The sequence below is a fragment of the Bifidobacterium sp. genome, assembly GCF_051876855.1.
In the GTDB taxonomy this organism is placed as follows: domain Bacteria; phylum Actinomycetota; class Actinomycetes; order Actinomycetales; family Bifidobacteriaceae; genus Bifidobacterium.
The window spans coordinates 1-6,575 of sequence record NZ_JBJEIH010000088.1 but is presented as its reverse complement, the minus strand read 5'-3'; the positions used below and the strand labels follow the sequence as shown (position 1 = coordinate 6,575).

At 58.6% G+C, this 6,575-nt stretch carries 7 protein-coding genes; all 7 read left to right on the top strand.

Translation table 11 applies throughout. The features are described from left to right. Positions 1–182: hypothetical protein (locus ACI38B_RS05940; protein ID WP_439729948.1), on the top strand; the 182-nt coding region annotated here is incomplete at its 5' end. 2 nt (positions 183–184) lie between these two features. Further along, on the top strand, positions 185–1,516 hold the full coding sequence (locus tag ACI38B_RS05935; protein ID WP_439729947.1) for a pyridoxal phosphate-dependent aminotransferase: 1,332 nt from the start codon (positions 185–187) through the stop codon (positions 1,514–1,516). Between the two features lie 89 nt (positions 1,517–1,605). Then, positions 1,606–2,613: a D-2-hydroxyacid dehydrogenase gene (locus tag ACI38B_RS05930; protein ID WP_439729946.1), complete on the top strand. Its 1,008-nt coding sequence runs from the start codon at positions 1,606–1,608 to the stop codon at positions 2,611–2,613. A 63-nt stretch (positions 2,614–2,676) separates the two neighbouring features. Continuing rightward, positions 2,677–3,135 carry a GNAT family N-acetyltransferase gene (locus ACI38B_RS05925; protein ID WP_439729945.1) on the top strand — a complete coding sequence of 153 codons (459 nt, stop codon included), beginning with the start codon at positions 2,677–2,679 and terminating at the stop codon, positions 3,133–3,135. A gap of 361 nt (positions 3,136–3,496) precedes the next feature. Next, entirely contained in the window at positions 3,497–4,612 is a 1,116-nt protein-coding gene (locus ACI38B_RS05920) for a methionine ABC transporter ATP-binding protein (RefSeq protein WP_439729944.1), read from the top strand. Then, complete coding sequence (locus ACI38B_RS05915) at positions 4,609–5,286, top strand: methionine ABC transporter permease (RefSeq protein ID WP_439729943.1); 678 nt, start codon at positions 4,609–4,611, stop codon at positions 5,284–5,286. Before ACI38B_RS05920 ends, ACI38B_RS05915 begins: the two co-directional genes overlap by 4 nt. Then, positions 5,276–6,142 (top strand): MetQ/NlpA family ABC transporter substrate-binding protein, encoded by an 867-nt coding sequence (locus ACI38B_RS05910; protein ID WP_439729942.1) that lies wholly within the window; start codon positions 5,276–5,278, stop codon positions 6,140–6,142. Before ACI38B_RS05915 ends, ACI38B_RS05910 begins: the two co-directional genes overlap by 11 nt. The last annotated feature ends 433 nt before the right edge of the window (positions 6,143–6,575 follow it).

The following is a 6,575-nucleotide window of genomic DNA, read 5'->3' as shown; positions in this document are numbered from 1 at the left end:
ATATCGCTTGGGGCCTGGATATCGACGAGCCGCAGATTGTGCGGGTTGAGGGGGTGGATGGGGATGACGATCCCACCGCCGACAGCGGGACAACCATCGCAGACGAAACCGAAAACACCGGCACGACAGGCGATCTAACACACCACACCGATAAGACCACAATCGCATGGACAACGAGGTAACGATGAGCACAACGACCACATCAGAGACATCAACGACGGCGGCAACCTTCGTTCACGACGAAGCAAATCCCGCAAATCCAGCTGGTCCCGCCAATCCAACCAATCTCCCCGACCTCACCAGCCATACCGGGGAACTTCTTCTTGGCCACCCATCCCCCGACCTGGTCATTCCAAATGCCATCGCACGTCTCGCACCATCCGCGATCCGCGCTTTCGATGCGGAAGTCTCCCGGATTCCGGACATCATCAAGCTCACATTGGGCGAACCGGATTTCCCCACCCCGCAGTTCATCAAGCAGGCTGCCATGCGCGCATTGGAAGCCAACCGCACCCATTACGCGCCAAACGCAGGAACCGAAGGCTTGCGAACAGCCATCAGTGCGTACCTCTCAAGGCGCCGAGGTCTTGACATCCGGCCGGATCGCATCATTGTGACCACGGGGGCAAGCGAAGCCCTCAGCAGCACACTCGGCACGCTTCTGGAAGCGCCGGGGGCAGAACTCATCGAGTTCACGCCGGCATTCGGTCAGTATGCGTCACTCGCCCGCATCCACGGGGCGAAACTCACTTCGATCGACACCACCAGCAACGGGTTCCGACCTGATTCGGCTGCCCTTGACCGGGTACTCGGCCAGACTCGCGGACCTGCGGTCGTTATCCTCAATTCACCGTCGAATCCGACAGGCACAGTCGCGAGCGACGATGAACTACGCGATCTGGCGCGTGTTATCGACCGCCATAACGCCATCGCGGTCAGCGACGAGGTCTACGCGGAAATCAGTTTCGAACACCGGCCGGCCCCGTCCATCGCCAAATTCATTCCGGACCGCACCGTCGTCATCGACAGCGCTTCAAAAACCTACGCGATGACCGGCTGGCGCCTAGGCTGGCTCGCAGCACCGGAATGGCTCGCACCGGCGATACTCAAGCACCATCAGCTCGCGGTCTCCTGTGCCGCCACGTTCAGCATGGATGCCGCGCAGGAAGCCTACGAGCATGGGGACGACGCCATTGATGAGATGGTCGAGGAATACCGCCGTCGCCGGGACTTCCTTGCCGGGGCGCTCAACGCCGCCGGATATCAGACCGTAAACCCACAAGGTGCGTTCTACCTGTATGTGAGAGCGCCTGAACGGTATACCGACGGATTGGAATTTGCCCGCGACCTAGCCCAACAAGCCAAAGTCGCCGCAATTCCCGGCACGGCCTTCGCCGCCGGCCCCTCGCCATATGTGCGATTCAGCTATGCGGCAAGCCTGGACACCCTGCATCAGGCCGCTGACCGGATTCGCGCGTTCACCGATGGGCAGGATAGCAACCGTCAGGACCTTTGACCCCCGTCCGCGCGCACTCCATCACTCAGAAATGCCGCACGGCAACACGCCACATTACGTATCCATCAACCTCATACCGAAAGATCATCATGACATCCATCGCCTTCTACCACACCCTGCCCGAAGAACGACCGTTTGCCGAACAGTGGGCCGAGGAGCACCACGTTGACGTCACCTGCTTCCCCTTCGAACTGACCGACGAGACGTTGCATACCGTCAACGGCTTCGACGGAATCTCCTATAAACAACGCTTCCGCCCCAGCAACAACCCCAATTTCTATCGCAAGCTGCACGATGATTACGGTATACGCCAAATCGCGCTGCGCTCCGCCGGTATCGACTCCATCGACGTGAAAGCCGCCAACGAGCACGGCATCCGCATCACCAACGTTCCCTCCTACTCCCCCAGCGCGGTCGCCCAGCTCGCACTCACCCACATCCTGCAACTGCTCAGGCACGTGCCCCAATACCGCGAGCGCAACACGCACCAGGATTTCGCAGCCACCGGTCTCATGTCCAGGGAACTGAGCGAATTGACAGTCGGCATCATCGGTGTCGGTCGCATCGGTTCGACACTCGCGCGGATGCTCCACGCGCTCGGTGTAACCGTACTCGGCAACGATATCCGCGAACGAAGCGACCTTGAGGGCATCGTCACCTTCACCAGCAAAGACGATCTGCTGGCACGTGCCGACGTGGTCAGCATGCACACGTATCTGGACGAGACCACCTACCATCTCATGGACGCGCACAGGTTTGCGCAGATGAAGCCGACAGCGATCTTCATCAATGCCTCGCGCGGACCCATCGTGGATACGCAGGCGTTGATCGACGCCCTGCAACATCATGAAATCGCAGCAGCCGGGCTGGACGTAATCGAAGGCGAGGCGACACTGTTCGGCCATACGCTCGAACCGGGCGAGCCGACCGGCAATCCGGCGTATGACACGCTCGCCGCCATGCCGAACGTCGTCATCACCCCGCATATCGCGTTCTTCACCGACATCGCCGTCCGCAACATGGCCCAACAGTCACTCGACGACGCGCTCGTCATCATCCAAGGCGGCACCAGCGAACACGAAATCCACCTCGACTGATCTTCAACACAACCCGGCACATATACACGGGCAATATCCATATCCAGCAATGAGAAAGAGAGCATGATGACCGACATCGCACATTCCAAGAACGACACAACATGGCGGATCCGCCGCATGACACCTGAGGACTACGACGACGCCTACGCGCTGTGGAACCGCACACCCGGCATGCATTTGCACTCGCTCAACAACACCTACGGGGGCATCGTGCGTTTACTTGATGCCAATCCCAACACCTGTCTGGTCGCGGTTGACGGGAATGACTCCATCGTCGCGACCGCCCTCGGGGCTACTGACGGGCGTAAAGGGTACCTGTACCATATCGCCGTTGACGAGCAGTGGCGCGGCCAAGGCATCGGCAGCACGCTCGTCCACCGCATCGAGGACGCATTCCAAGCGATCGGTATCGTCAAAGTCGGTATTCTCGTCGTCGCCGACAATGAGGACGGCAAGCGATTCTGGAAACATCAGGGTTGGAAGACACGGCCGGACGTGGTGTATTTCGACCACGATCTGTGAGCGGACATTCCGCAAGTCATCAGCATCACAACCGCCAATCCGCGAACGCTTCAGGAAAGGGTGGCGATCACTGACAACAGCCAGGGATCGCCACCCTTTCCTTGTCTGCGATACAAGTCCATTATCCGTACCTGTGCGTGCCACATGATATGCCCGCGATAACCACCGTTGATATCCCCCAGTCGCCTACTGCCATACCATACTGCAACCGGCGATAACCGACACCGATAACAAACCCGCGATTGGCCCGCGATGAGCCAATAAACTCGCAACAACACATCATCAATAGCGCCGCGGCGATGCAACACTACAGCACTGCCACTGCCGTGATGCTCTCCACCAAGCCGCGAAGGAGGTACCCGTGGGCAACGCGATCATCGAAATCACCCAACTGAGCAAACGCTACGACACCCCCGAAGGCGCATACACCGCACTGCATGACGTCAACCTGAGCATCGAAGAAGGATCGATCTTCGGAATCATCGGATTGAGCGGAGCCGGAAAATCAACGCTCGTCAGATGCATCAACGGACTTGAACCCATCTCCGGCGGGGCGGTCAATGTCCTTGGGCAATCCGTCCCGGACCTGTCAGCCAAACAGCTGCGGCAACTGCGCAAATCCATCGGCATGGTCTTCCAACAGTACAATCTCATGCCATCACGCACCGTGGAAGGCAATGTGGCGCTTGCGCTGCGTCACCCGGGACTCAGCTCCGCGGAAAAGCGCAACAAAACACGCGAACTGCTCAGCCTGGTCGGACTTGAGCAGCACGCCGAATCCCACCCATCACAACTGTCCGGAGGACAGCAGCAGCGAGTTGCCATCGCCCGCGCGCTTGCCAACAACCCGCGTATCCTACTGCTCGACGAGGCGACCAGCGCACTCGACCCGGACACCACCAAAACGATTCTCAAACTTGTCAAACGGCTCAACCGTGAGCTGCATCTGACCATCATCGTCGTCACCCACCAGATGGACGTCGTCAAATCCATCTGCTCACATGTCGCCGTCATCGATCACGGAACCATCGTCGAGCAGGGTGAAGCATTCGACGTATTCGCCAATCCACAAGCCGAGCTCACCCGTCGATTCGTCGGCGACTACACCGGGCTCAACCATGTCATCGAAACCCTACGCGTGCAAGGCGCGACGGCAGGAATCGATCCGAACGGCCAGCTCATCCATATGAGCTACGCGAACAAGACTGTCGCCGAAGGCCTGGTCTCCGCGGTCACCGAACGGTTCCACGTCATCGTCAACATCCTGTTCGCCTCGCTCGACATCGTTGATGGCTACCCGCTTGGCAGCATCGTCGCCCAGTATTCCGGCGATCCGGAACATATCCGCCAAGCTCTGGACTACTTGCAAGGCAAAGGAATCCGCATCACCGCCGTCGAAACCGATAGCGAAGAAAACGCCGTCGAAAGTGCGGCCGCAGGCACAACCGCATCCACCACAAAGGAGCATATCGCATGACCATACTCGAGCATTTGTTCCCACACGTTTTCGAAAACCCGGACGTCTTCGTCCAGTCCATTCTCGAAACCCTGCAGATGTTCCTCATCGCGACCCCGGAATGGTTCATTCTCGGCATCATCTTCGGACTGACACTCGCTTTGACCAAGCCCGGCGGCATGTGGGAGAACCGGGCGGTTTTCCAGTTCCTCGACAAGCTGACGAATCTGTGCCGATCCATCCCGTTCGTCATCATGATTGCGCTGCTGTTCCCGCTGACCCGGCTAATCAGCGGCACGGCGATCGGCGTCAGAGGCGCGATTTTCCCGCTCATCGTCGGCATCACCCCATTCTTCTCCAGACAAGTCGAATCCGTGTTCAACGGTCTCAACCCCATGCTTATCGAGTCCGCGCAGGCGATGGGACTCGGGCCATGGTCGATCATCTGGAGCGTCTACCTGCGTGAGAGCATCTCCGCACTCGCCCGGGTCACCACCATCACCTGCATCAGCTTCAACTCCGAAATCGCCGTCATCGGCGCCATCGGGGCGGGAGGACTCGGCGACTACGCCAACCGGTACGGATTCGAGCGCAATCAGCTTGACATCACCGTCGCCGCCGTTATCACGCTGCTGGTCTTCATCACCATCATCCAGACCATCGGCACCATCATAGGGAGGAAGAATGAACACTGAACACCGTATCCGCCGCAAGGCGATCGCCGCGATTCTCGCTTTGGTCTCCGCAGCCGGCCTGGTCGTTTCCACAAGTGCTTGCGGATCGCCGTCCGCGGGCACTACGACCGTCAAAGTCGCGTTGACCACCGCCACCGACGAGCCGCTGTGGAAGCTGGTCAACCAGAATCTTGAGAAATCCGGGTCTAAGGTCCGTGTGAAGACCGTAGCTATGAAAAGCGCGGTGCTCGGCAATCAGGCCCTTTCCTCGGGCGACGTGGATTTGAGCGCCCAGCAGCATTACGCCTTCCTCAACGGCGAAATCAAAGAGAAGAAATACAAGTTCACCGTAATCGGCGAATCATATATCAGCCCGCTGAATATCTATTCGAATTCCATCAAGAAGATCTCACAGCTGAAGAAGGGCGACAAGGTGCTCATCCCCAATGACGTCACCAATGGCGGCAGGGCGCTCATAGTGCTGCAGGAAGCCGGTGTAATCAAGATCGACCCAAAGAAGAACGATCCGGCGAATGGTGTGTACCCCGCCGAGGAAGATATCACATCAAACCCGAAGAACATCCAGATCGTGCCTACCGACCGCAACCTGATCATGAGCTCGCTGGATGACGCGGCCGCGGGCATCGCGAACGCGAACGCCGTCGTAGATTACGGCAAGAGCATCAGCGACGCGATTTTCGCGGTGAACCCGGATCCGAAGAAAACGGTTAACAAGCCGTGGATTAACGTGATCGTCGCCCGGACCGCTGACAAGGACAACGCGAATTACAAGGCGATTATCAAGGCCTACCAGCAGGCGAACGTGCGGTCCTATATGAAGAAGGACTCCAAGGGAGCTGAAATCCCGGTGTGGTGAGCCACGATAAAGACTCTTGAAGCGCAAGGCGCGGGGGTGTCGCTGAGGTTGTACTCGGCGGTACCCCCGCGTTGTTGTTGTGATGACAGTGGCCATGCCTGTGACAGCTGTGGCTACGCGGCGGGCAGGATTCTGTGTTCTGCCGCCGGAACGGGGCGGATGGCATGAGGGGCACGATGTGAGGATTGGCTCACACAACGCACGGTTGAGTGGCTGAATCAGGCTACCCGAGCGGCCATGCCAGTCGTTGTGTGAGGATTGGCTCACACAACGACCGCCAAGGCAATGGATTTCGGTAATCCGGGCAAGCATATCGGCCATCGTGTGAGGATTCACTCACATATCGAAGAGCGAACCAGTCGGAACCAGTGATACCGGCTTCTCAAACAGTCGTTGTGCGAGGATTGGCTCACACAACGACGGACTGACCACT